General features: G+C 72.3%; 18 protein-coding genes. 6 read left to right on the plus strand and 12 right to left on the minus strand.

Annotation, left to right across the window (positions count from 1 at the left end; translation table 11 throughout):
* Positions 1-3: 3 nt before the first annotated feature.
* Entirely contained in the window at positions 4-1,512 is a 1,509-nt protein-coding gene (locus WA788_RS16290) for a helix-turn-helix domain-containing protein (RefSeq protein ID WP_335978084.1), read from the minus strand.
* 802 nt (positions 1,513-2,314) lie between these two features.
* Here WA788_RS16290 and WA788_RS16295 point away from each other — a divergent pair.
* Positions 2,315-2,836, plus strand: coding sequence for a universal stress protein (locus WA788_RS16295; protein WP_335977915.1), 522 nt, complete (start codon positions 2,315-2,317; stop codon positions 2,834-2,836).
* A 66-nt stretch (positions 2,837-2,902) separates the two neighbouring features.
* Here the strand turns inward: WA788_RS16295 and glmS are convergent, their stop codons facing one another.
* The 6 genes from glmS to WA788_RS16325 all read right to left on the minus strand — a co-directional run bounded on the left by glmS (position 2,903) and on the right by WA788_RS16325 (position 11,205).
* Positions 2,903-4,717 (minus strand): glutamine--fructose-6-phosphate transaminase (isomerizing), encoded by a 1,815-nt coding sequence (gene glmS, locus WA788_RS16300; RefSeq protein WP_335977916.1) that lies wholly within the window; start codon positions 4,715-4,717, stop codon positions 2,903-2,905.
* A 122-nt stretch (positions 4,718-4,839) separates the two neighbouring features.
* Positions 4,840-5,115 carry a hypothetical protein gene (locus WA788_RS16305; RefSeq protein WP_335977918.1) on the minus strand — a complete coding sequence of 92 codons (276 nt, stop codon included), beginning with the start codon at positions 5,113-5,115 and terminating at the stop codon, positions 4,840-4,842.
* Between the two features lie 192 nt (positions 5,116-5,307).
* On the minus strand, positions 5,308-6,474 hold the full coding sequence (locus tag WA788_RS16310) for an acyl-CoA dehydrogenase family protein (protein ID WP_335977920.1): 1,167 nt from the start codon (positions 6,472-6,474) through the stop codon (positions 5,308-5,310).
* 2 nt (positions 6,475-6,476) lie between these two features.
* Positions 6,477-7,466, minus strand: a complete 990-nt coding sequence (locus WA788_RS16315; RefSeq protein ID WP_335977922.1) for a hydroxymethylglutaryl-CoA lyase — start codon at positions 7,464-7,466, stop codon at positions 6,477-6,479.
* Positions 7,463-9,535, minus strand: a complete 2,073-nt coding sequence (locus WA788_RS16320; protein WP_335978086.1) for an acetyl/propionyl/methylcrotonyl-CoA carboxylase subunit alpha — start codon at positions 9,533-9,535, stop codon at positions 7,463-7,465. Before WA788_RS16320 ends, WA788_RS16315 begins: the two co-directional genes overlap by 4 nt.
* A 41-nt stretch (positions 9,536-9,576) precedes the next feature.
* The gene (locus WA788_RS16325; RefSeq protein WP_335977923.1) at positions 9,577-11,205 is read right to left on the minus strand and encodes a carboxyl transferase domain-containing protein; all 1,629 of its coding nucleotides are present in this window, start codon (positions 11,203-11,205) and stop codon (positions 9,577-9,579) included.
* Positions 11,206-11,290: 85 nt separating this feature from the next.
* Between WA788_RS16325 and WA788_RS16330 the strand changes: the two genes are divergently transcribed.
* Genes WA788_RS16330 through WA788_RS16340 form a run of 3 tightly spaced genes read left to right on the plus strand, consistent with a single transcriptional unit; the run spans position 11,291 to position 13,991 of the window.
* Entirely contained in the window at positions 11,291-11,920 is a 630-nt protein-coding gene (locus WA788_RS16330) for an SACE_7040 family transcriptional regulator (protein ID WP_335977924.1), read from the plus strand.
* Positions 11,921-11,952: 32 nt separating this feature from the next.
* Positions 11,953-13,110, plus strand: coding sequence for an acyl-CoA dehydrogenase family protein (locus WA788_RS16335; protein ID WP_335977926.1), 1,158 nt, complete (start codon positions 11,953-11,955; stop codon positions 13,108-13,110).
* Entirely contained in the window at positions 13,107-13,991 is an 885-nt protein-coding gene (locus WA788_RS16340) for an acyl-CoA thioesterase (RefSeq protein ID WP_335977928.1), read from the plus strand. Before WA788_RS16335 ends, WA788_RS16340 begins: the two co-directional genes overlap by 4 nt.
* A 58-nt stretch (positions 13,992-14,049) precedes the next feature.
* Here WA788_RS16340 and WA788_RS16345 read toward each other — a convergent pair whose 3' ends face one another.
* Positions 14,050-14,931, minus strand: coding sequence for a phosphatase (locus WA788_RS16345; RefSeq protein ID WP_335977930.1), 882 nt, complete (start codon positions 14,929-14,931; stop codon positions 14,050-14,052).
* Positions 14,932-15,267: 336 nt separating this feature from the next.
* Between WA788_RS16345 and speB the strand changes: the two genes are divergently transcribed.
* On the plus strand, positions 15,268-16,227 hold the full coding sequence (gene speB / locus WA788_RS16350) for an agmatinase (protein ID WP_335977932.1): 960 nt from the start codon (positions 15,268-15,270) through the stop codon (positions 16,225-16,227).
* Between the two features lie 103 nt (positions 16,228-16,330).
* Positions 16,331-20,233 carry an ABC transporter ATP-binding protein gene (locus WA788_RS16355; protein WP_443034045.1) on the plus strand — a complete coding sequence of 1,301 codons (3,903 nt, stop codon included), beginning with the start codon at positions 16,331-16,333 and terminating at the stop codon, positions 20,231-20,233.
* Between the two features lie 54 nt (positions 20,234-20,287).
* Here the strand turns inward: WA788_RS16355 and WA788_RS16360 are convergent, their stop codons facing one another.
* The 4 genes from WA788_RS16360 to WA788_RS16375 form a co-directional block, all read right to left on the minus strand.
* Complete coding sequence (locus WA788_RS16360) at positions 20,288-21,190, minus strand: LysR family transcriptional regulator (protein ID WP_335977936.1); 903 nt, start codon at positions 21,188-21,190, stop codon at positions 20,288-20,290.
* A gap of 94 nt (positions 21,191-21,284) precedes the next feature.
* On the minus strand, positions 21,285-22,082 hold the full coding sequence (locus WA788_RS16365; protein ID WP_335977937.1) for a sugar phosphate isomerase/epimerase family protein: 798 nt from the start codon (positions 22,080-22,082) through the stop codon (positions 21,285-21,287).
* A gap of 243 nt (positions 22,083-22,325) precedes the next feature.
* Entirely contained in the window at positions 22,326-23,246 is a 921-nt protein-coding gene (locus WA788_RS16370; RefSeq protein WP_335977939.1) for a bifunctional helix-turn-helix transcriptional regulator/GNAT family N-acetyltransferase, read from the minus strand.
* A 105-nt stretch (positions 23,247-23,351) separates the two neighbouring features.
* Entirely contained in the window at positions 23,352-24,449 is a 1,098-nt protein-coding gene (locus WA788_RS16375; RefSeq protein WP_335977941.1) for a LacI family DNA-binding transcriptional regulator, read from the minus strand.
* Positions 24,450-24,585 lie beyond the last annotated feature (136 nt).

The raw sequence follows: 24,585 nt of genomic DNA on the forward strand, positions 1-24,585 counted from the left end.
ACCCTACGGGCGATCACGTGGTCCCGGGAGGGCGGCTCCCAGACCGCGCCCGGCCCGCAGCCGCCCGCGGGTGGCCGCCTCGGCCGGATCGGGCCGCCCGGACTGCTCCGGGACGCGGGCGGAGGCGGTGTACGCGTCCGGGTCGCCCTTGAGCGGTGCGGCCAGCACCTGCGGACCGCCGCTGGGGCCGCCGCCCGGGCCGCCGCCCTGAGCGATGCCCGTACCGCTGCCCGGCCCGACCCCCGTCCCGGCCCCGGCACCGGCACCGTGACCGCCGCCGTGGCCGCCCGCGCCGCCGTGACCGTTTCCGTGCGCGTGCACAGAGCCGTGACCGGCACCGTTCCCGGGCCCACCCGGCCCACCCGGCCCACCCGGCCCGCCCGGACCACTCGCCCCGCCCCGGCGCGCGGCCGGCACCTCGGGCGCCGAACCGGCCCGGTCACCGTCGTCCTGCGGCCTGCGGGCCCGGTACGCGGCCCGGTACGACGCGGGCGAGGAGCCGAGCTGCCGGCGGAAGTGCCCGCGCAGCGCCACCGGCGAGCGGAAGCCGCAGCGCCCGGCCACCTCGTCGACGGAGTAGTCCGACGTCTCCAGCAGCCGCTGCGCCTGGAGCACCCGCTGGGTGATCAGCCACTGAAGCGGCGCGCTGCCGGTCAGCGAGCGGAACCGGCGGTCGAAGGTGCGCCGGCTCATGTACGCGCGCGCGGCCAGCGCCTCGACGTCGAACTGCTCGTGGAGGTGCTCCAGCGCCCACGCGACGACCTCGGCCAGCGGGTCCGCGCCGATCTCCTCCGGTAAAGAGCGGTCCATGTGCCGCTGCCCGGTCTGCCAGTCCGCCCGGCGCGGCGGCACGACCAGCCGGCGGGCGAGCGCCGCGGCCGCGTCCGTACCGTGGTCGGTGCGCACCACGTGCAGGCACAGGTCAATACCGGCCGCTGTTCCGGCGGAGGTGAGCACGTCGCCGTCGTCCACGAAGAGCTCGCGGGGGTCGACGTGCACCGACGGGTAGCGCTTGGCGAGCGTCGGGGCGTACATCCAGTGCGTGGTGGCCGGCCGGCCGTCCAGCAGACCGGCGGCGGCGAGTACGAACGCGCCGGTGCACAGCCCGATGATGCGCGCGCCCTCCTCGTGTGCGCGACGGATCGCCTCCAAGGCCTCCGGCGGCGGTGCTTGGGATATCGAGCGCCAGGTGGGCACCACCACGGTGCCGGCCCGGGCGAGCGCCTCAAGGCCGTAGGGCGCGGTGAGTTCGAGCCCGCCGGTGGTGCGCAGCGCGCCCTCCTCGCCGGCGCAGACCAGCAGCCGGTAGCGGGGGACGCCCGCGTCCTGCCGGTCGATGCCGAAGACGGACAGGGGTATGGAACTCTCGAAGATCGGACCACCGCTGAAGAGCAGCACCGCGACGACCTCCGGACGGCGGCGCGCGGAGAGCTTGCGGATGGCGCGAGGCGATGCCGATGGTGCTTGCGACGGAGTGTCCGCCGCCGTACCGGAACTGGACTCCTGGCTCATGGAGCTCAAGCCCCCCTCGTATCGACGCGTCGTCCCCTCGGTCCTGCACGTAATCCCCCGCTGTCCAGCGCAGTTACCCATGATCAAATCTACTGTGTCAGGTGGGGCGTTAGTGACAAGTTCACCATCTGACGCTAAGTCGACAAGGCAACGTGGCGTGAAGCATTCGATCACGAAGCGTTTCACCCTGGCGGCTTGCTGGGAAGTACGCCTCGTGCCGTTGCGACTGCGGACCGCACTGTCCGCGTCCTGCCGCATCGTAGAACCGCTGGTGGCGCAGGTGTTAGTGCGCGCGGCCGCCAACGAATGCGCAACGGTGCCAAGTTGGCCGAAAATCGCTGCTCCGGCGCTGAATGGGCGTAGAGCGGTACGGGATATTCCGGAGTGAACTTGCACATGCGCGGCCGCCGTCGGGCTGGTGCGGGCGGTGCTGGTCGGGTCGGGGCGGCGGGCGGTGACGGGAGGTGCCGGGGAGGTGTCGGCGGTGCGCCCCCGCGATGCGCCCGTGCGCCGAAGCGTGTCGCCGGTTGGCGTGATGACGTTGCCCTCACAGGCGCGGTGCCGTTGCGCTCTTGGGCTCCCTCCGGCATTCTCCTGGGAACTCCGGGTACGCAAGACATACGGAAGAGCCTGTGAAGGGCCCGTCGGCCCTGTGCAGGCGCTTGCGCCGGCCGTACTGTGGAGGGAGTGGGACGGGAAGTGGTGAACTGGCCGAAACCGGCCGCTGCGGCGGCCCGCCCCGCGAGAAACGTCTTGTCCGCTGCTCGGCGCGTCAGCGCCGCCCTCGCCGAGAATCCCCATCATGGCCGGTCATGACATTCCCGAGCCTGCCGAGGGCAGGCCGCTTGCCGACGAGGCAGCGCTCCCCGAGCTGGCCACCGCGCGGCACCACGCCTGTGATCCGGCCTTCCGGCACGGCGTGGTCGTCGGTTTCGACGGCTCCGTCTCCAGTGAGCGCGCGCTGTCCTACGCGATCGGGATGGCCCGCAGAACGCACTCCGCGCTGATCATCGTGCATGTCGCCAACCGGCTGCCGGCCACCGTGTGGGCCGGCTGCGAGCCGCCGGTCTTCGTGGACGTGCCCGACCACCGCACCGAGGTGCTGGGCCTGGAGCTGGCCTGCGCCGACCATCTCGCCGAGATCTCCTGGGTGTTGGTGGAGCGCGGCGGCGACATCTGCCACGAGCTGGAGGAGGTCGGCAAGGAGTACGAAGCCGACGCCATCGTGGTCGGCGGGACCCACGGGATGGTCGGGCGGATCTTCGGGTCGGTGGCCGGGCGGCTGGCGCGGCGGGCGCAGCGGCCGGTGGTGGTCATTCCATGAGGTTGTGAGGCGTGAGGTGGCCCTGGCGCGGGCCGGGGAGCCGGCCCGCGCCAGGGCGTAGCGCGGTCACTCCACGGTGACGGACTTCGCGAGGTTCCTCGGCTTGTCGATGTCCCGGCCGAGCGCCAGCGCGGTGTGGTAGGCGAAGAGCTGGAGCGGGATGCCCATCAGGATCGGGTCGAGCTCGTCCTCGTTCTTCGGGACGATGATCGTGTGGTCGGCCTTTTCCTGCTCCTGGTGGGCCACGGCGAGGATGCGGCCGCTGCGGGCCTTGATCTCCTCCAGCGCGGCCCGGTTCTTCTCCAGCAGGTCGTCGTCCGGCACGATCGCCACCGTGGGCATCGCCGGCTCCACCAGCGCCAGCGGCCCGTGCTTCAGCTCCGAGGCCGGGTACGCCTCGGCGTGGATGTAGCTGACCTCCTTCAGCTTCAGCGACGCCTCCCTGGCCACCGGGTACCCGCGCACCCGGCCGATGAACAGCATCGACTTCGCGTCCGCGAAGTGCAGCGCCAGCCGCTTGATCTCCGGCTCGGCCTTGAGGATCTCGTCGATCTGGCCGGGCAGCCGCCGCAGCCCCTCGATGATCCGGCGGCCGTCGGCGACCGACAGGTCCCTGATCCGGCCCAGGTGCAGCGCGAGCAGCGCGAAGGCCACCACCGTGTTGGTGAAGCACTTCGTGGACACCACGCAGACCTCGGGCCCGGCGTGCACATAGGTCCCGCCGTCCGCCTCCCGGGCGATCGCCGAACCCACCACGTTGACCACGCCGAGCACCCGCGCGCCCTTGCGCTTGAGCTCCTGTACGGCCGCCAGCACGTCGTACGTCTCGCCGGACTGCGACACCGCGACGTACAGCGTGTCCGGGTCGACCACCGGGTTGCGGTAGCGGAACTCCGAGGCCGGCTCCGCGTCGGCGGGGATACGGGCCAGCTCCTCGATGAGCTGCGCGCCGATCTGACCGGCGTGGTAGCTGGTGCCGCAGCCGAGGATCTTGATCCGGCGCACCCCGCGGGCCTCGCGCGGGTCGAGGTTGAGCCCGCCGAGGTGGACGGTGGCGAACTTGTCGTCGATCCGCCCGCGCAGCACCCGGTCCACCGCCTCGGCCTGCTCGGCGATCTCCTTGTGCATGTACGTGTCGTGGCCGCCCATGTCGTACGACTCGGCCTCCCACTCCACGGTGGTCGGCGTGGCGGTGGTCCGCGAGCCCTCGGTGGTGTAGGTGCGGAAGTCGTCGGCCTTCAGGGTGGCCATCTCGCCGTCCGCGAGCGTGACGACCTGGCGGGTGTGGGCGACGAGCGCGGCCACGTCGGAGGCGACGAACATCTCCTTCTCGCCGATGCCGAGCACCACCGGCGAGCCGTTGCGGGCCACCACGATCCGGTCCGGGAAGTCGCGGTGCAGTACCGCGAGGCCGTAGGTGCCCTCGACCGAGCGCAGCGCCTCGCTCACCCGCTGCTCCAGCGTGTCGGCCTGCGAGCGGGCGATCAGGTGGGCGAGCACCTCGGTGTCGGTCTCGGAGGTGAAGGCGGTGCCCTCGGCGGTGAGCCGGGCGCGCAGCTCGGAGGCGTTGTCGATGATGCCGTTGTGCACGACGGCGACCGCGCTGTCCGCGTCCAGGTGCGGGTGGGCGTTGGCGTCGCTGGGCGCGCCGTGGGTGGCCCAGCGGGTATGTGCGATGCCGGTGGTGCCGGCGAAGCGCTTGGGGACGCGGGCCTCCAGGTCGCGCACCCGGCCCTTGGCCTTGACGGTCCGCAGTTCACCCGATCGGCCGGTGATCGCGATGCCGGCCGAGTCGTAGCCCCGGTACTCCAGCCGCTGCAGGCCCTCCAGCAGCAGTGGTGCCACGTCGCGCCTGCCGATGTAGCCGACAATTCCGCACATATGCCGTCCCTCTCGGTCGTACCTGTCGGGTGCCCGGCGCCCCTGAGCGCCTGGTGGGGGTGGGTGAAGCTGGGGGGTGGGTGGAGCCGGTGGGGGTGTGGGTGTGGGGCGGAGTGCCTCGGTCAGCCGTAGACGATCCGGCGCAGCTGGCGCTGGGACAGCGCGGCCGGGGCGACCGCGCGGTGCGGCAGCTCCTCGCTGATCCGCTCGAAGATCTCCGTGTTGACCAGGCCCTTCGCCTGGAGCTCGCGGTGCCTGCGGCGGACGTACTCCTCGGTCGTCTCGTCGAAGTACGCCAGGACGTCCATGACCACCCGGGCCGCCTCGCCGCGGTGCAGCGACGTGGTGCGGACCAGGTGGTCGATGAGGTCGTCATAGGACGTCCGGTGTTCAGGCACCCGTTGATACTCATCAGATCATCGCCGCTTTGCAAGAATCCTGCCCGCTTTCGGGCACCCCAGTGCGGTTGGAGAGGGCCGAACGGGTGAGTGGCGATCGTTAAACGGTGAGTGGCAGGCCTTGAACGGAGGAGCGGCAGGCGTTCACCGGATGAGCGGCAGGCGCTCTCCGGATCTGCCGGCGTTATCGGGTCACTCGGCCAGCCCCAGCTCCCTCGCGATCAGCATCCGCTGCACCTCGCTGGTGCCCTCGCCGATCTCCAGGATCTTCGAGTCCCGCCACATCCGGGCCACCGGGTACTCGTTCATGAAGCCGTACCCCCCGTGCACCTGGGTCGCCTCGCGGGCGTTGGTCACCGCGATCTCCGAGGTGTAGAGCTTCGCCAGCGCCGCCTCCTTCTTGAACTCCTCCCCGCGCACCAGCCGCGACGCCGCGTCCCGCCAGGCCAGCCGGGCGGTGTGGGCGCGCATCTCCATGTCGGCCAGCTTGAACTGGATCGCCTGGTTCGCGCCGATCGGCCGCCCGAACGCCTCCCGCTGCCGCGCATACGCCAGCGACTCGTCCAGGCAGCCCTGGGCCAGCCCGGTGGCCAGCGCGGAGATCGCGATCCGGCCCTCGTCCAGAATCCGCAGGAACTGGGCGTACCCCCGGCCCTCCGCGCCCAGCAGGTTCGCCGCCGGCACCCGGCAGTCCGTGAACGACAGCTCCCGGGTGTCCGAGGCGTTCCACCCGACCTTGCTGTACTTCTTCGACACCGTGAAGCCCGGCGTCCCGGACGGCACGATGATCGAGGAGATCCGCGGCCGGCCGTCCTCCTTGCGCCCGGTCACCGCGGTCACCGTGACCAGGCCGGTGATGTCGGTGCCGGAGTTGGTGATGAAGCACTTCGTGCCGTTGATCACCCACTCGCCGGTCGCCTCGTCCAGCCGCGCGGTGGTCCTGGTGCCGCCCGCGTCGGAGCCGCACTCCGGCTCGGTCAGGCCGAAGGCGCCCAGCATCTCGCCCGAGCACAGCCGCGGCAGCCAGGTCCGCTTCTGCTCCTCGGTGCCGAACCGGAACACCGGCATCGCACCCAGCGACACCCCCGCCTCCAGGGTGATCGCCACCGAGGAGTCCACCCGGGCCAGCTCCTCCAGCGCCAGCCCCAGGGCGAAGTAGTCCCCGCCCATCCCGCCGTACTCCTCCGGGAACGGCAGCCCGAACAGGCCCATCCGCCCCATCTCCCGCACGATCTCGTACGGGAACTCCTCCCGCTCGTAGAAGTCGCCGATCTTCGGTGCGATCACGTCATGGGCGAACTCGGCCACGGTCGCCCGCAGCGACTCGTGCTCCTCGGACAGGCGGTGGTCGATGGACATGGCTACGGCTCCCGGTGGGTGAGGGCGCGGACGGTACGGGACGGGCTGGGCCGTCCCAACTGCTCCGCCATCCAGACGCTTGTGGCGCTGAGGCGGTCGAGGTCGACCCCGGTCCTGATGCCGAGCCCGTGCAGCATCCAGACGAGGTCTTCGGTGGCGAGGTTCCCGGTGGCGCTCTTGGCGTACGGGCAGCCGCCCAGGCCACCCGCCGAGGCATCGACGACAGCCACCCCGCGTCGAAGCGCGGCCAGGGTGTTCGCCAGCGCCTGGCCGTACGTGTCGTGGAAGTGCACCGCGAGGTGTCCGATCGGGACCCCGGCGGCGGTCAACTCGTCCAGCAGCGCCACCACATGGCCGGGCGTCGCCACCCCGATGGTGTCGCCGAGACTCAACTCGGCGCAGCCCAGCTCGTACAGCCTGCGGGCCACCTCTGCGACCTGGGCGATCGGGACCGGGCCCTCCCAGGGGTCGCCGAAGCACATCGACAGATAGCCGCGCACCCGCAGCCCGGCGTCCCTGGCGCGGGCCACCACCGGCTCGAACATCGCCAGCGACTCGGCCACCGTGCGGTTCAGGTTCGCCCGGGCGAAGGACTCGGTGGCGCTGCCGAACACCGCGATCTCCCGCACCCCCAGTTCGAGGGCGCGCTCCAGTCCCCGGGCGTTCGGCACCAGGACCGGCAGGCGCAGCTCCGGCCGCCCGGCCAGGTCCGCCAGGAGCGGCATCAGCTCGGCCGCGTCCGCCAGTTGGGGCACCCACTTGGGGTGCACGAAGCTGGTCGCCTCGATCGTCGTCAGCCCCGCGTCCGCCAGGCGGTGCACGAACTCCGCCTTCACCTGGGTCGGCACCGTCGACTTCTCGTTCTGCAGGCCGTCGCGGGCACCGACCTCATGGATGCGGACGTATTCCGGCAGGCCGGGTGCCGGAACCGCCATCGGCAGGCCCGCGGGCAGCCCCGCACCGGTGTCCTGCGAGCCGTTGGTGTCGGTCATGACGCCTCCCTCGCGCTGTCCGGGGTGGCATCGGCGCCGCCCTCCGGGGGGTTCGGAGTGCTCGGGGCGTCCGGGGAGTTCGGGGAGTTCGGGGCGTCCGGGAGATTCGGGGTGACCACCGCCAGCACCTGGTCCATCGCCACCGCCGTGCCCGCGGCGACATCGATCTCGGCCACCGTGCCGTCGTACGGCGCGGCGATCACGTGCTCCATCTTCATCGCCTCCACCACCAGCAGGCCCTGCCCGGCCACCACCTGCTCGCCCTTGGCCACCTTCACCACCGTGACCGTGCCGGGCATCGGCGCCGTCAGCGCGCCGTCCCCCGCACCGGCCGCCAGCCCGCGCAGCGCCGCGGCCACCGGGTCGTACGACTGCACATGCCAGCTGTCGCCCTCCCGGCCGAGCCACTCGCCCGCCGTGTCGAAGCCGCACGCCCTGCCCTCGCGGTACAGCGTCACCCGGGAGCCGGCCACCTCGATCCGCGCCTGCACCGGGGGGCCGTCGCCGATCCTGACCCGGCCGGCGCGGATTCCGACCCGCACCGGCTCCCGGCCCGGCACCCGCAGATGGTGCACCGTCCACGCCGGCTCCCCGCCCAGCCGCCACCCGCTCGGCACCGAGAACGGGTCGACCCACCCGCCGCCCTCCGTCTCCGCGCCCAACGCACGCTGCCGCAGCAGCGCCGCCGTCTCGTACACCTCGTCCGGCACCCCCGCCGGCACCAGCAGCGCCGCGTCCCGGTCGATCAGCCCGGTGTCCAACTCGCCCGCGACCACCGCCGGATGGGCCAGCAGCCGCCGCAGGAACCCGGTGTTCGTCTCCACGCCCAGCACCACGGTGCCGGCCAGCGCCGCCCGCAGCCGGCGCAGCGCCGTCGCCCGGTCCGGCCCGTACCCGATCACCTTGGCGAGCATCGGATCGTAGGCGGTGCCGACCTCGGTGCCCGCCGCCAGGCCGGAGTCCACCCGCACCCCGGGGCCGTCCGGGTCCCGCACCTCCAGCACGGTGCCGGCCGACGGCAGGAAGTCCACCCCGCCGTCGCCCGGCCGGGCCGTCTCCGCGCAGATCCGCGCCTCGACCGCGTGCCCGGTCAGCGCCACGTCCTGCTGGCCGAAGTCCAATGGCTCCCCGCACGCCACCCGCAGCTGCCACGCCACCAGGTCCAGCCCGGTCACCAGCTCCGTGACCGGGTGCTCCACCTGGAGCCGGGTGTTCATCTCCATGAAGTAGTACGCGGACGGGTCCGCGCCCGGCACGATGAACTCCACCGTGCCCGCACCGGTGTACCCGCAGGACCGCGCCGCCTGCACCGCCGCCTCACCCATGGCGGCCCGGGTCGCCGGGTCCAGCAGCACCGAGGGCGCCTCCTCGATCACCTTCTGGTGGCGGCGCTGGAGCGAGCACTCCCGCTCGCCCAGGTGCACCACATGGCCGTGCGCGTCGGCCAGCACCTGGATCTCGATGTGCCGGGGCCGATCCACCCAGCGCTCCACCAGCAGTGTGTCGTCACCGAAAGAACCGCGCGCCTCCCGGCGGGCCGCCGCGATCTCCTCGGGCAGCTGCGCCGCGTCCCGGACCAGCCGCATGCCCTTGCCGCCGCCGCCCGCCGACGGCTTGAGGAGCACCGGCATGCCGATCTCCCGTGCCGCCTCCGCCAGTTCCTCGTCGGTCAGCCCGCTGCCGCTGCTGCCCGGCACCACCGGCACCCCGGCGGCCCGCACCGTCTGCTTGGCCCGGATCTTGTCGCCCATCAGCTCGATCGCGTCGGCCGGCGGGCCGATGAAGACCAGGCCGGCCTCGGCGCAGGCCCGGGCGAAGCCCGCGTTCTCGGCGAGGAAGCCGTAGCCGGGGTGGACCGCCTGGGCGCCCGCCTCACCGGCCGCCCGGACCAGTTCGGCCGCCGACAGGTAACTGTCCACCCGTACCGCGCAGTCGGCCTCCCGCACATGCCGGGCCCCGGCGTCCGCCTCGGTGAACACCGCCGCCGACCGCACCCCCGACGCGCGCAGGGTGCGCATCACCCGCACCGCGATCTCGCCCCGGTTGGCGACCAGTACGGTGTCGAACATCTCCGACCGGCTCGGTGTGGTCACACTGCTCATCTCGGCCCTCACATCCGGAAGACGCCGTAGCCCGGCGCGGTCGGATCGGCCGCCGGCAGCGGCGCGTTGGCACAGGCGGTCAGCGCCAGCCCCAGCACGGTGCGGGTCTCCACCGGGTCGATCACCCCGTCGTCCCACAGCCGGGCCGTCGCGTAGTAGGCGTTGCCCTGGGTCTCGTACTGCTCGCGGATCGGCGCCTTGAACTCCTCCTCCGCCTGCTCGCTCCACTTCTCACCGGCGGCCGCCAACTGGTCCCGCTTCACCGTCGCCAGCACCGAGGCGGCCTGCTCACCGCCCATCACCGAGATCTTGGCGTTGGGCCACATCCACAGGAAGCGGGGGCTGTAGGCCCGGCCGCACATCGAGTAGTTGCCCGCGCCGTAGGAGCCGCCGATCACCACGGTCAGCTTCGGCACCCGCGCGCACGCCACCGCCGTCACCATCTTCGCGCCGTGCTTGGCGATGCCCCCCGCTTCGTACTGCCGGCCCACCATGAACCCGGAGATGTTCTGGAGGAAGAGCAGCGGGATGCCGCGCTGGTCGCACAGCTCGATGAAGTGCGCACCCTTGAGGGCGGACTCGGCGAACAGGATGCCGTTGTTGGCCACGATGCCGACCGGGTGGCCCTGGACGTGGGCGAATCCGGTGACCAGCGTGGTGCCGTACTCCGCCTTGAACTCCGCGAAGCGGCTGCCGTCCACCAGCCGGGCGATCACCTCCCGGACGTCGTACGGGGTGCGGGAGTCCGCGGGCACCGCTCCGTAGAGCCCCGCGGGGTCCACCGCGGGTGGCTGCGCGGGCTGCACCGTCCACGGCGGGGCGCCCCGGGCGGGGAGCGTGGCCACGATGTCGCGGACGATGCTCAGCGCGTGCGCGTCGTCCTCGGCGAGGTGGTCGGTGACGCCGGAGGTCCGGGAGTGCACCTCGCCACCGCCGAGTTCCTCGGCGGTGACCACCTCGCCGGTTGCGGCCTTCACCAGCGGCGGGCCGCCGAGGAAGATCGTGCCCTGGTTCCGCACGATCACCGCCTCGTCGCTCATCGCCGGCACGTAGGCGCCTCCGGCGGTGCACGAACCCATCACCGCGGCGATCTGCGGGATGCCGCGGGCGGACATGGTGGCCTGGTTGAAGAAGATCCGGCCGAAGTGGTCGCGGTCGGGGAAGACCTCGTCCTGCCGGGGGAGGAAGGCGCCGCCGGAGTCCACCAGATAGACGCACGGCAGCCGGTTGTCGAGCGCGACTTCCTGGGCCCGCAGGTGCTTCTTCACCGTCATCGGGTAGTAGGTGCCGCCCTTGACGGTGGCGTCATTGGCCACGACCACGACCTCGCGGCCCGAGACCCGGCCGATCCCGGCGATCACCCCCGCGGCGGGCGCCTGCCCGTCGTACATCCCGTCGGCCGCGAGCGGTGCCAGCTCGAGGAAGGGGGAAGCAGGGTCGAGCAGCCCGTCGACCCGGTCCCTGGGCAGCAGCTTCCCCCGCGCGGTGTGCCGTGCGCGCGCCTTCTCCCCGCCGCCGAGTCGGGCGGCCGCCAGCTTGTCACGCAGCGTGGCCGTGAGCTCGGCGTGAGCCCGCGCGTTGGCGCGGAATGTCTCCGATGTCGGATCTGCGGCACTGGTCAAGGTGGGTGCTGCCATGGGTCGGCCCCCGGATGGTGTTAGCGAGCGTTAACCGATGACTCCACGTTAACGCCCGCTAACGGGATTGTCTAGACTCGATTTCATGAGTCCGACGAAAGCTGTGGAAAACCGGCGCGAGCAGATCCTCAGAGAGGCCGCGCGGCTCTTCGCCGAGCGCGGGTTCCACGGGGTCGGCGTCGACGAGATAGGGGCCGCGGTCGGCATCAGCGGCCCCGGCCTGTACCGGCACTTCGCCGGGAAGGACGCGATGCTCGCCGAGCTGCTGGTCGGGATCAGCGGGCGGCTGCTGGCGGCGGGCCGGATGCGGGTCGCCGAGAGTGGCGAGCCGGCTGAGGCGCTGGACGCGCTGATCCGCGGCCACATCGACTTCGCGATCGACGACCGGCCGCTGATCACCCTGCACGACCGCGAGCTGGACCGGCTGCGCGACTCGGACCGCAAGCTCGTCCGCCAGCTCCAGCGGCAGTACGTGGAGGAGTGGGTGGGCGTGGTCCGCCGCGTCTATCCCGACGCCAGCGAACTGGAGGCCCGTGCCGCGGTGCACGCGGTGTTCGGCCTGCTCAACTCCACCCCCCACCTCGGCGCCCAGTCCGGACTGCCCGACCGCGCCGGAATGGCCGCCCTCCTGCACCGGCTCGCGCTGAGCGCGCTGGACGCCCTCGACAGCACCTCCGGCCTGGACAGCGACGACGACCGGCGGGTAACTTTCTGAGCGCTTGCTTATTCTCGGACGGGAGGCGCGCTGTGCGTCGTACGGTGTTCAACGAAGACCACGAAGCGTTTCGCGCGACGATCCGCGCCTTCATCGAGGCCGAGGTCGTCCCCGTCTACGACGAGTGGCTGGCGGCCGGACAGGTGCCGCGGGAGTTCTACTACAAGCTCGGCGAGCTGGGCGTCTTCGGCATCGAGGTGCCGGAGGAGTTCGGCGGCGCGGGCGAGACCAGCTTCAAGTTCCAGGCCGTGATCAGCGAGGAGCTGTCCCGCGCCGGAGTCAGCTTCGGCGGCAGCAGCGTGCACGTCGGCCTGTGTCTGCCGTACGTGATGGCGTACGGCACGCAGGAGCAGAAGAAGCGCTGGCTGCCCGGCTTCGTCAGCGGCGCCACGATGTTCGCCATCGCGATGACCGAGCCCGGCACCGGCTCCGACCTGGCCGGCATGAAGACCACCGCCAAGCTCGCCGAGGACGGCAGCCACTACGTCCTCAACGGGGCGAAGACCTTCATCACCGGCGGCGTCCACGCCGACCGCGTGATCGTCTGCGCCCGCACCGCCCCGCCCACCCCCGAGGACCGCCGCGCGGGCATCTCGCTGTTCGTCGTCGACACCAAGTCCGAGGGCTACGCGGTCGGCCGGAAGCTCGACAAGCTCGGCCTGAAGACCTCCGACACCGCGGAGCTGTCCTTCTCCGACGTGCGCGTGCCGGTCGAGGACCTGCTCGGCGAGGAGGGCAAGGGCTTCTCCTACCTCGGTCAGAACCTCCCGCAGGAGCGGCTGGCCATCGCCGCCGGCGCCTACGCCCAGGCCGCGGCCGCCGTCCGCTTCGCCCAGGCCTACGTCCAGGACCGCACCGTTTTCGGCAAGACCGTCGCGTCCTTCCAGAACACCAAGTTCGAGCTGGCCGCGTGCAAGGCCGAGGTCGACGCCGCCGAGGCCGTGGTGGACCGCGCGCTGGAGGCCCACGACCGGCGCGAGCTGTCCGCCGCCGACGCCGCCTCCGCCAAGCTGTTCTGTACCGAGGTCGCCGCTCGCGTGATCGACCGCTGCCTCCAGCTGCACGGCGGATACGGTTACATGAACGAGTACCCGATCGCCCGCCTCTACGCGGACAACCGGGTCAACCGGATCTACGGCGGGACCAGTGAGGTCATGAAGACGATCATCGCCAAATCGATGGGCCTGTGAACGACAACCCGACGCCCCTGCAGTCCCTGCTCGCCCTCCTCGACCTGGAGCGGATCGAGGAGGACATCTTCCGCGGCTACAGCCGCTCGGCCGTGGTGCCGCGCGTCTTCGGCGGCCAGGTCGCCGCGCAGGCCCTGGTCGCGGCCGGCCGCACCGTGCCCGAGGAGCGCGCCGCGCACTCCCTGCACGCGTACTTCCTGCGGCCCGGCGACCCGGGTGCGCCGATCGTCTACCAGGTGGACCGGATTCGCGACGGCCGCTCCTTCACCACGCGCCGGGTCGTCGCGATCCAGCACGGCCAGCCGATCTTCCACCTCTCGGCGTCCTTCCAGGTGCACGAGGACGGCCTGGAGCACCAGGAGGCCATGCCGGCGGCGCCGGACCCCGAGACCCTTCCGTGCGCCGACGAACTGCTGCCGGCCCACGCCGACAAGTTCCCCGACCCGACCGTGGTCGACCGGCTGCGCGAGGCGCGTGCCGCCGTGGACCTGCGCTATGTCGAGGACCCGCCCTTCCTCACCGCCGGGGTGCGCCGCGAGCCGCGCTCCCAGGTGTGGTTCCGCACCCGCGGCAAAGTCGTCGACGACCCCCTGCTCCACGTCTGCCTCGCCACCTATGTGTCGGACATGACGCTGCTCGACTCCGTGCTCCTGGCGCACGGGCGCGGCGGCTGGGCGGTCGGCGACGTGGTGGGCGCGAGCCTGGACCACGCGATGTGGTTCCACCGCCCCTTCCGCGCGGACGAGTGGCTGCTGTACGACCAGGAGAGTCCGTCCGCCTCGGGTGGCCGCGGACTGGGGACCGCCCGCATCTACACGCAGGACGGCGCGCTGGCCGTGTCGGTGATCCAGGAGGGCCTGGTCCGGGTGCCGCGCGCCTGAGACGGAAGCCGTCCCGGTCAGGGCCCGGCCGTGTCCGGCCGGTCCCGGGTCGTGCGGGTCAGTCCCGGGTCTTGCGGGTCCTGGCCCGCCGGGCCCGCGGGTCCGGGCGGTGCCGCCCGCCGCCGTTCGGGCGGGGCGCCGGACGGTGCCGCAGGTCGGCCGCGTCCAGCAGATAGGACGCCATGGGCGCGTAGAAGTGCGGCTGCACGTTGTCGTCCAGCGGCACCGTCACCAGGACCGTGCCCTCGGACTCGCCCACGAACAGGGCCGGGTCGTTGGAGTCCGCGAAGCCGACGGTCTCGATGCCGCGCGACCCCGCGCAACCGGCCCACCCGTGGTCGGCCACCACCAGGTCGGGCAGCCCGCGCCCGTCGCGCTCCAGGGCGTTGAGCACCTCGGCCATCGGCTCGGGGGAGTGCGTGTGCACCAGGCTGCCGCCCCGGTGCAGCATGAAGACGCCGCCCAGGTAGCGGATCTCGCCGCCGTCCGCGTAGAGGTTCTCCGCCGGTCCGACCACATGGCAGCCGACCGTGCGCAGCGCCTTGGCGAGCACGTTGTGCACGGCGAACAGCCCCGCCGGGTGCCCACTCGCCAGCAGGACCGTGGACCGGTTCTCCACCGCCTTCTTCAGGACCGCTGCCATCCGGTCCAGCCCGTCCACGGTCAGTTCCGGGTCGATGGTGTCCTGCCCGCGGACGTGTTCGGGATCGGCGACGACCCCGCACCGCTCGGCCATCAGCTCGAGCACCGCGGCCTCGTCACTCCACCGGTCGCCGAGGTCCAGCCCGAACCAGAAGTAGCGGTTGCCCTCGGCGAGCTCGCGGTAGTGGTCGAGGTTGTTCTCGCGCGGAGTCGCGACGTCACCGGCGATCCGGGTGCGTATCAGGTGCGAGACGAGGGCCTGGCGAGTGGGGGTGGCAGGCAGCGGGTCCATGGGCATGAGCACATTCTCCCGCCCCTGCGTCCTGGTATGCGACGTGCCCTGGATCGACGCCGAGGCGTAATCACCGCCGCCGATTGGAGGAAACGTACATTTCGGGGAGGGGTAGGGGTCCGTAGGGTCGCGGAGACCGGCGGACCCGCCGGCACGAGCGCCCACTGCGGACCCGGCACCGTCCGTGGCGGTAGCTGCCGCGCACGCAGCGGCAGCACTTTGCTTTACAGCCGTGAGCTCACAGCCGTGAAGGACCGACCGCGCCCATAAAGCCGGTCGTCCTGCCGGTCGTACTGGACGACGGTCGCACCGATGACCGCCACACCGAGAAGAGGCAGCCCTATGAGCAGCGCACAGCCGCGCGGCCCCGTCGACTCCTCGCAGGTCCCGCGCTACGCGGGCCCCGCGACCTTCGCCCGGCTGCCCCGGCTCGACGAGGTGGGCGCCGCCGACGTCGCGGTCGTCGGCGTGCCCTTCGACACCGGCGTGTCCTACCGCCCCGGCGCGCGGTTCGGCGGCAACGCCATCCGCGAGGCGTCCCGGCTGCTGCGCCCGTACAACCCGGCGCAGGACGCCTCCCCCTTCGAACTGGCCCAGGTCGCCGACGCGGGCGACATCGCCGCCAACCCGTTCGACATCGGCGAGGCGGTGGAGTCCGTCCAGGCCGCCGCCGACGGCCTGCTGGCGACCGGGGCCCGGCTCATGACGCTCGGCGGCGACCACACGATCGCCCTGCCGCTGCTGCGCGCGGTCGCCCGCCGGCACGGGCCGGTGGCCCTGCTCCACTTCGACGCCCACCTCGACACCTGGGACACGTACTTCGGCGCCGCCTACACGCACGGCACGCCCTTCCGGCGCGCGGTCGAGGAGGGCATCCTCGACACCTCCGCGCTCTCCCACGTCGGAACCCGCGGCCCGCTCTACGGCCGGAAGGACCTCGACGACGACGCGAAGATGGGCTTCGGCATCGTCACCTCCGCCGACGTCATGCGCCGCGGCGTCGACGAGGTCGTCCAGCAGCTGCGCGAACGGATCGGCGACCGCCCGCTGTACATCTCGGTCGACATCGACGTCCTGGACCCCGCCCACGCACCCGGCACGGGGACTCCCGAGGCCGGCGGCCTCACCTCCCGCGAACTCCTGGAGATCCTGCGCGGCCTGGCCGGCTGCCACCTGGTCTCCGCCGACGTGGTGGAGGTCGCCCCGGCGTACGACCACGCGGAGATCACTGCCGTCGCCGCCTCCCACACCGCCTACGAGCTGACGACGATCATGGCGCGGCAGATCTCCGCCACCCGCTGAGACCGCCCCTGTCCCTTTTTCGCCCCGCAGCGGATCACTCGAAGTGATGAGGACCAAAGTCGTACTCATGTGCGACTTTGGTCGTTGGATTTGTTGCGGGAGGATGAAACGCGCGGTCAGGCGCGTTGGGCCTCAGCGGGTGAGGCGGTCGCGGACCGCGGGGACGAACGTGGTGGAGGACAGCGTGGCGAAGGCGAAACCGGGGGAGCCGGCCGAGGACGGCTCCGGGCAGGGCTGGCTTCGAAGGCTCAGCGGCTATGCGTGGCGCTACAAGCGGAGCGTGCTGCTGTCGTTCGGGGCGTCCCTGGCGGGCATGGGCGTCACCGCCCTGGTGCCGCTGGTGCCCAAGCTGATCATCGACGACGTCATCGTCAAGCACGACCGGCAGCTCATGCCGTGGGCGATCGCCCTGGTGGCAGCCGCTGCCGTCGTCTACGTCCTCACGTACATGCGCCGCTTCTACGGCGGGCGGCTGGCGCTCGACGTCCAGCACGACCTGCGTGACGAGATGTTCCGGTCGATCATGCGGCTCGACGGCCGCCGCCAGGACGAACTGAGCACCGGGCAGGTCGTCGGCCGCGCCACCAGCGACCTCCAGCTGATCCAGGGGCTGCTGTTCATGCTGCCCGTCATGATCGGCAACCTGCTGCTCTTCCTGCTCTCCCTCGTCGTGATGCTGCTGCTCTCCCCGGTGCTGACGCTGGTGGCGCTCGCCGTCGCCCCCGCGCTGTGGTTCATCGCCGACCGCTCCCGCAAGCGGCTCTTCCCCGCGACCTGGTACGCCCAGGGCCAGGCCGCCGCGGTCGCCGGGATCGTCGACGGGTCGGTCACCGGCGTCCGCGTGGTCAAGGGGTTCGGCCAGGAGCAGCAGGAGATGGACAAGCTGCGGACGGTGGGCCGCCGCCTGTTCGCCGGGCGGCTGCGTACCGTCCGGCTCAGCGCCCGCTACACACCGGCGCTCCAGGCTGTCCCCTCGCTCGGCCAGATCGGCATGCTCGCCCTGGGCGGCTGGATGGCCGCCCGCGGCCAGATCACCCTGGGCACCTTCGTGGCGTTCTCCACCTACCTCGCGCAGCTCACCGGCCCGGTCCGGATGCTGACGATGATGCTCACCGTCGGCCAGCAGGCACGCGCCGGAGTCGAGCGCGTCCTCGAACTCATCGACACCCGCCCGACCCTCGACGAAGGCACCAGGGCCCTCCCGCCGAGCGCCCCCGCCACCGTCGACTTCGACCACGTCACCTTCGGCTACAGCGCCGAGCGCCCGGTCCTGGACGGCTTCGACCTGAGCATCGAACCCGGCGAGACCGTCGCCGTGGTCGGCGCGTCCGGCTCCGGCAAGTCCACCGTCTCCCTGCTGCTGCCCCGGATGTACGACGTGACCGGCGGCGCCGTGCGGATCGGCGGGGTGGACGTCCGCGAGCTGACCTTCGCCTCGCTGCGCTCCGCGATCGGCCTGGTACCCGAGGACAGCTTCCTGTTCTCCGACACGGTCCGCGCCAACATCGCCTACGGAAAGCCCGACGCCACCGACGAGGAAGTCCTGGCCGCGACCCGCGCCTCCCAGGCGCACGACTTCATCAGCGCCCTGCCGGACGGCTACGACACGGTCGTCGGCGAGCAGGGGCTGACGTTGTCCGGCGGCCAGCGGCAGCGCGTCGCCCTGGCCCGCGCGATCCTCACCGACCCCCGGCTGCTGCTCCTGGACGACGCCACCTCCGCGGTGGACGCCCGGGTCGAGGCGGAGATCTTCGACGCCCTGCGCCAGGTGATGCGCGGCCGCACGACGCTGCTGATCGCCCACCGCCGCTCCACTCTCGCGCTCGCGGACCGGATCGCCGTCCTAGACGCGGGACGCCTGGCCGACGTGGGCACCCACGAGGAACTCCAGGCGCGCAGCCCGCTCTACCGTGCGCTGCTCACCGACCCCGAGGCGCTCGGCGCGGACGTCATGGAACGCGACCCGGCCGGCGCCGCCGCGGAGCCGGGCACGCGGACGGCCGCCCTTGCGGGCGACGCTCCCGTCACCCCTGATCTGTGGCCGGAGCGGCTGCGAACGACCGACCAGGCCGGTGACACTGCCGGTCGGGGTGGGACCGCGGTGGGAGGCAGAGGTCCCGGCGGTCCCGGCGGTCCGGGCGGGGGGATGGCCGGCGCGCTCGCCGGCATGCCCGCCACCCCGGAACTCCTCGCCAAGGTCGCGGCCCTGCCGCCCGCGCTCGACACCCCGGACATCGACGAGGAGCAGGCAAGCGCCGCCGACCAGCGGTTCGGCCTGGGCAGCATGCTCCGCGGCTTCCGCACTCCGCTGCTGCTCAGCCTGCTGCTGGTCGCGGTCGACGCCGTCGCCGGGCTGCTGCTGCCGGTCCTGATCCGCCACGGCATCGACGCTGGCGTACGGCGGCACGCGCTGCACGCGGTCTGGATCGCCTCCCTGGTCGGCCTGGGCCTGGTCCTGCTCCAGTGGGCGGTCGAATGGGGCTCCACCCTGCTCACCGGCCGCACCGGCGAACGCGTCCTGTACACGCTGCGCGTGAAGATCTTCGCCCACCTGCACCGGCTCGGGCTGGACTTCTACGAACGGGAGCTGTCCGGCCGCATCATGACCCGGATGACCACGGACGTGGACGCCCTGTCCACCTTCCTTCAGACCGGCCTGGTCACCGCGCTGGTCAGCCTGCTGACCTTCGTCGGCATCCTGGTCGCCCTGCTCGCCATCGACGTCCAGCTCGCCCTGATGGTCTTCGCGACCCTGCCCCTGCTGGTCCTCGCCACCTGGGTCTTCCGCCGCAAGTCGGTGCGCGCGTACGAGTCCGCGCGCGAACGGGTCGCGGTCGTCAACGCCGACCTGCAAGAACACGTCGCGGGCCTGCGCGTGGTGCAGGCGTTCCGCGGCGAGGAACTCGGCGCGCAGCGCTTCCTGAACCGCAGCGACGAGTACCGCACGGCCCGGGTCCGCGGCCAGTTCCTGATCTCGGTGTACTTCCCGTTCGTCCAACTGCTGTCCAGCGTGGCGGCGGCACTGGTGCTGATCGTGGGCGCCCACCGGGTCAACGCCGGCACCCTCACCGCCGGCGCCCTCGTCGCCTACCTGCTCTACATCGACCTGTTCTTCTCCCCGGTCCAGCAACTCTCCCAGGTCTTCGACGGCTTCCAGCAGGCCACGGTCTCGCTCGGCCGCATCCGCGAGCTGCTGCGCCAGCCCACCACCACCCCGCAGGCCGCCGACCCGCGGACGGTCTACCGCCTGCGCGGCGAGATCACCTTCGAGGATGTCGACTTCCGCTACGGCAGCGCCGACGCCGACACCCCCGACGCCCTGGCCGGCATCCAACTGCATGTACCGGCCGGCCAGACCGTCGCCTTCGTCGGCGAGACCGGTGCGGGCAAGTCCACCCTGGTCAAGCTCGTCGCCCGCTACTACGACCCGACCGGCGGTGCCGTCCTCGTCGACGGCACCGACATCCGCGCCCTCGACCTGACCGGCTACCGGCAGCAACTCGGTGTCGTCCCCCAGGAGCCCTACCTGTTCGCAGGCACCGTGCGCGACGCCATCGCATACGGCCGGATGGACGCCACCGACGCCGAAGTGGAGGCCGCCGCCCGCGCGGTGGGCGCCGACGGGATGATCGCCACCCTCGAAGGCGGCTACCTCCACCAGGTCACCGAACGCGGCCGCAACCTGTCCGCCGGACAGCGCCAGCTCATCGCCCTGGCCCGCGCCGAACTCGTCGACCCCGCCATCCTGCTCCTCGACGAGGCCACCGCGGCACTCGACCTCGCCACCGAAGCCCTGGTCAACCAAGCCGCCGACCGCCTCGCCGTCCGCCGCACCACCCTGGTGGTCGCGCACCGGCTCAGCACCGCCGCCCGAGCCGACCGGGTCGTGGTCCTCGACCACGGCCGCATCGTCGAGGACGGCACCCACGACGAACTCCTCGCCCAGGACGGCCGCTACGCCGAACTGTGGCGCACGTTCACCGGCGAAGTCCGCTCCGCCGCCTGACACCCACCACCGCCCACCTCATCCGAACCCCGCTGCCCCGGCAGCGGGGTTCGCTCACTGCACGTCCCTCCAGTGCGTCCGCAAGGCCTCGACCGCGGCCATGATCGACGGCCGCCGCGCGGCCCCCTTCCGCCACAGCGCGTACAACCGCCTCACCGGTGCGGGCTCCAACCGCACCACCCGCACCCCCGCGGGCAGCGGACCCCGGCCCAGCCGCGGCACCAGCGCGATACCCAACCCCGCCGCCACCAGGGCGACCTGCGTCCCGTACTCACCGACCTGGTACGCCATGTCCGGCTCGGTGCCCGCCTCCCGCAGCGTCCGCACCAGCCAGTCATGGCAGACCGAACCCGGCGGCTGGCAGATCCACCGCTCCCGCGCTATGTCCGTGCGCAGCACCGACTCCCGCGCGGCCAGCGGATGCCCGGCGGGCACCAGCACGTCGCACCGGTCGTCACCGATGACCGCCCGCCCCAACCCCTCCGGCACGGGCAGCGGCGCGATGTCCCAGTCGTGCGCCACCGCCAGGTCCACCCCGCCCCGCACCACCAGGTCGACCGACAGGTGCGCGTCGACCTCGACCAGCCGGAGGTCCAGTGCCGGGTACGCGTCCGCCAACCCGGCCAGCACCGGCGGCAGCAACCCGCAGGCCGCAGTGGGGAACGCCGCAACCGTCAACCGCCCGCCCGGACGGCCGCGCTGCTCCTCCAGCGCCACCTCGGCCGACTCCACCACCCGCATCAGCTCCTGCGCCGCGGTCACCAGGAGCTGCGCGGCATCCGTCAGCACCACGCCGCGGCCCTGCCGCTCCAGCAGCACCGAGCCGGCTTCCCGCTCCAGCTTGGCGATCTGCTGGGACACCGCGGACGACGTGTATCCCAGCGCCGCGGCCGCCGCACCGATCGACCCATGCGTGTGCACCGCGTGCAGCGCCCTCAACCGGCCCAGATCGAGCACACCCGCACGCTCCCTTCCCACTCCCACGGGCCGGAGCCCGGTCGACTTCCCAGGGCTCGGCCCCCGGCCCCGCTGCCTCGCCCGATAAGCCAGGTCAGGCCGATTCGGACAGCAGCCGGACCAGGTGCTCCCGCCCGGCGCCCAACATGCCCGGCAGATCCTCCGCCTGCGGATTCCACCGCTTCTCGTACTCCCAGCACAGCCAGCCGTCCCACTGGGCCCTGCTGAGCACCTCGATGGTCTCCGCCAGGGGCAGCACGCCCTTACCGAGCGCCAGCGGCGTCCTATCCTCCGCCGAAGCGATGTCCTTCACCTGCACATAGCCCAGGTACGGGGCCAGCACGGGATACGTCGAGGACGGCTGCTCCCCGGCCAGCCAGGTGTGCATCACGTCCCAGATCGTGCCCACCGAGTGGTGCCCGACGGCGCCCAACACCCGAGCCACATCGGCGCCGGCCCGGTGCGAGTCGTGCGTCTCCAGCAGTACCCGGACCCCGCGGTCGGCCGCATACGGTGCCACCGCGGCCAGCCGCCGTTCGGCCAGCGCGTCCGCCTCGGCGGCCGGAAGGTCCCCGCCGCCCGGGAACACCCGCACGTAGGACGCGCCCAGGTCAGCGGCCAGGTCGACCGCGGCCTCGGTCTCGGCCAGCACCGGGCCGTCCTCGCCACGCGCGGCCACCCGCGCATAGGCGGCCACGGTGAGGATCTCGATCCCGGCTGCCGCGAACTGCTCGACCACCCGGGCCCGTTCATCCGCGGCGAGCCCAGGGTGCACAGGTTCCTCGTCGCTCGCGCGCAGCTCGACGCCGTGGTAGCCGTTTTCTGCCGCGAGGCGCACCACCTGGTCGATGGGCAACGTGGGAAGTCCGAGGGTGGAGAAGGCGAGTCTCATTTGCCGGACACTAGGCACGGCTCCCGCACGGGGTCAACCGGTGCCACGCGTCCCCGCTCCGGCGTGTCGCCCCCGCATCCCTGCAACCCAGCCTCCTTTCGATGACGGGAACTTCACCCTCGGACCCCACTGGAGCGCCACGGGTACGGGCGCATCAGCGGTCCCACCTTCACATCCAGCTCCGGGCTCCGGCTCCGGGTCTGGCGTCGGCGTCGGCTCCGGGTCCGCTCGCAGGGCAGCCCGTCACAGGGCCAGCCGCCAGTCCTGGCCCACCAGGTCCTGACCGAAGCTGTGATGAGGTTTCTGCGCCACCAGTTCGAACCCGGCCCGCTGGTAGATCCTGCGGGCACCCGCCAGTACGTCATTGGTCCACAGGACCATGTCGCGGTAACCGGCCTGGCGGGCGAAGGATATGCACGCGTCCACCAACCGCCCCCCTATCCCGTGCCCGCGGGCAGCCGGGTCGACCAGCAGCAGGCGCAACCGCGCCGTGTCGGGCGCGTCGTCCCGCACGCAGAAGACGCACCCCGCCCGTTCCCCGTCCAGCTCGGCCACCCACATCCCCTCGCGCTCCGGGTCATGGTCGGCCGCGTAGTCCGCAACGATGCGCGCGACCAGCGCTTCGTACCCCTCGTCCCAGCCGTACTCCGCCGCGTACACCGAGGCGTTGCGCTCGATCGCCCATCCCAGGTCGCCGGGGCGCGGAACGCGCAGGATCACGCGCGGACCGGTGGTGACGCGGTGGTCGTCGTGCAGGATCTCGCGGACCGTGCGCATCGCGGCGGTGAGCCGTGGCCGGTCCTCCGGCGTTATCCGGCCGACCAGCGAACCCACGGCCTCCTGGGCGCGCTCCTCCAGCAGTGACGCGGCTTCCTTCCCCTGCTTGGTCAGTTCGATCCGCTGTCTTCGCGCGTCCTCCTCGGAAGGCCTGCGGGTGACGAGTTGCCGCTCCTCGAACTTCGACAGCATCCGGCTGAGATGGCCGGCGTCCAGCGACAACTCCACGCGCAGGTCGGCCGCGTCCGTGCGTCGCGCGTGCGCGAGTTCGTACAGCACACGCGCCTCCGTGAGCGTGAACGGCGTGTGGAGGTGGCGGCTGTAGTCGAGCGCGCCGATGAGGTTGGTGTAGAAGCGGTTGAACTCGCGGATCTCCTGGACTGCCATGACGACTCCGGCCTTTCCGTTTTTCTTTGCCTGAGTCAAAGGTATGCCCGTGGCGGAGCCGAGCGAAAGCCCCGATTTCCGGTCTGTGGATAACCCCCGGCGGGCTCAGCGGGCGGCGTGCGCCGGTGGCGCCGTGGAGTCCCGGACCATCAGTTCCGTGGTCACCGTGGCGACCGAACCCGGCGGTGGAGCCGACCGGCCCAGTACCAGTCGGCCCGCGCGTGCGCCGGCCTCCTGGAGTGGGATGCGGACCGTGGTCAGCGCCGGTGAGGCGTCCACACTGAAGGGAAGGTCGTCGAACCCGGCCACGGAGATGTCCCCGGGGACGCTGAGCCCGCGGTCGCGGAGGGCGGCGCACACGCCGAGCGCGGCCGCGTCGTTGGCCGCGACGATCGCGGTCACGGAGGGGTCCTTGCGGAGCAGTTCCAGCGCGCCGTCGTAGCCGGACGCGCGGTCGTACCCGCCGTGCACGACGGGCTGGCCCGGCAGATCGGCGAGGTCCGCGCCGTCGTCGGGCCGCGGGGCGAGCCCGCGTGCGGCGAGCGCCGCGAAGTGGCCTTCGAGGCGGTGCCGCGTCGTGCTGCGTTCGATCGGGCCGGCCACGCAGCCGATCCGCCGGTGGCCGAGCGAGAGCAGGTGCTCGGTCAGTCGCCGTGCCCCGCCGTGGTTGTCGAAGGTGAGGGTGGTGATGCCCGGCGCCGGGCCGGGCAGCGGTGGCCGCCCGCACAGCACGATCCGTGTGCCGGACGACGCCAGCCGGGTCAGCCGGGCGGACATGGTGGCCGTGTGCGGGCCGTCCTCGACCGCTCCTCCGGTCAGCACCACGCCGGCCGCGCGCTGGCGTTCGAGCAGGGTCAGATAGGTGAGTTCGGACTCGGGGGAGCCGCCGGTGTTGCAGACCACCGCGAGTTTCCCGCCGCTGTTCGCGTTGCCGGACCCGCCGGCGATCTCGCGTTGGAGTGCACTGGCGATCAGGCCGAAGAAGGGGTCGGCCACGTCGTTGACCAGCACGCCGACGAGATCTGAGCTCGCCGCGGCGAGTGCTCGCGCCTGCCCGTTGACGACGTAGTCCAGCTCCGCCACGGCCCGCTGCACCCGCTCCCGGGTGCTGCCGGCCACGGGATAGTTGCCGTTGAGCACGCGGGAGACCGTTGCCGACGACACTCCCGCGCGCGCCGCGACGTCGGCCAGTGTCACTGCCATGTCGCTCCTGACCTCCTCGTGCGGCGACCGGACGTTCGACCGCCCTGACCGGCGCCCTACCGGCGCTCGGCCGTCGCGGCACATGCTCTCACTTCGCCGCCGTGCGCGGCAGCGGCAGTGCCGTTCCGCAGGCCAC

Origin of the sequence: Streptomyces sp. CA2R106 (assembly GCF_037034245.1) — a bacterium.
Classification (GTDB): domain Bacteria; phylum Actinomycetota; class Actinomycetes; order Streptomycetales; family Streptomycetaceae; genus Actinacidiphila.